Source organism: Vibrio olivae (assembly GCF_042428525.1).
In the GTDB taxonomy this organism is placed as follows: domain Bacteria; phylum Pseudomonadota; class Gammaproteobacteria; order Enterobacterales; family Vibrionaceae; genus Vibrio; species Vibrio olivae.
In genome coordinates this window covers 1-528 of record NZ_JBHMEP010000128.1, presented here as the reverse complement: position 1 = coordinate 528, position 528 = coordinate 1, and the positions used below count along the sequence as shown (strand labels likewise).

Here is a 528-nt window from a genome sequence, read left to right as displayed (position 1 = left end):
TCGTGGTACTCCGGGCGCACATACGCCATCTTCCCCTCACGTGCCTTTACTTCCGGGTCGCGGATGAACAGGCGTTCATAGTCCTTCTCACCGCATTTGCCGCCTAACGGCACGGGGGACAGGATTTCCACACTCGCCTGCACTTGGGCAAGCATACCGCCGCCGTCATGCTGCGGACTTCTGTTTTTCCGGTTCTTTTCCATATTCAAATCAAGTCTTCACGTTGTTTCTTGTACAGTTCGTTGATTCTCTCCTTGTGCTGTTCCAGATGCTGGCGCAGCACGGTATCCACATATCCGCCTACTGAGATTTCCCCTCCGGCGATGTCGTTCACGATTCTGAGGATCTTGCCGTGGACGTCACGGCTGATATAGACACATTGGCGGGTCTTTATCTCGTTGCGGCGCAGGAATAGCTCGTTGTAGTCCTCGTCCTGCCTTTTCCGGCGTCCACTTTCCCTCTGCGCTTTTTCCCGTGTTACGGGTTGCACAGGAGATGGTTCCGGTGCGGCGGTGTCCTCTTCGGTCG

General features: G+C 55.5%; 2 protein-coding genes. Both read right to left on the bottom strand.

Going from position 1 to position 528, the window contains the following annotated elements; all coding sequences use genetic code 11:
- The coding region (locus ACFFUV_RS24210; protein ID WP_512701418.1) for a hypothetical protein at positions 1–203 on the bottom strand (203 nt) is incomplete at its 3' end.
- Positions 204–205: 2 nt separating this feature from the next.
- Positions 206–528 (bottom strand): DUF3408 domain-containing protein (locus ACFFUV_RS24205; protein WP_172721710.1); only part of this gene is annotated, 323 nt, incomplete at its 5' end.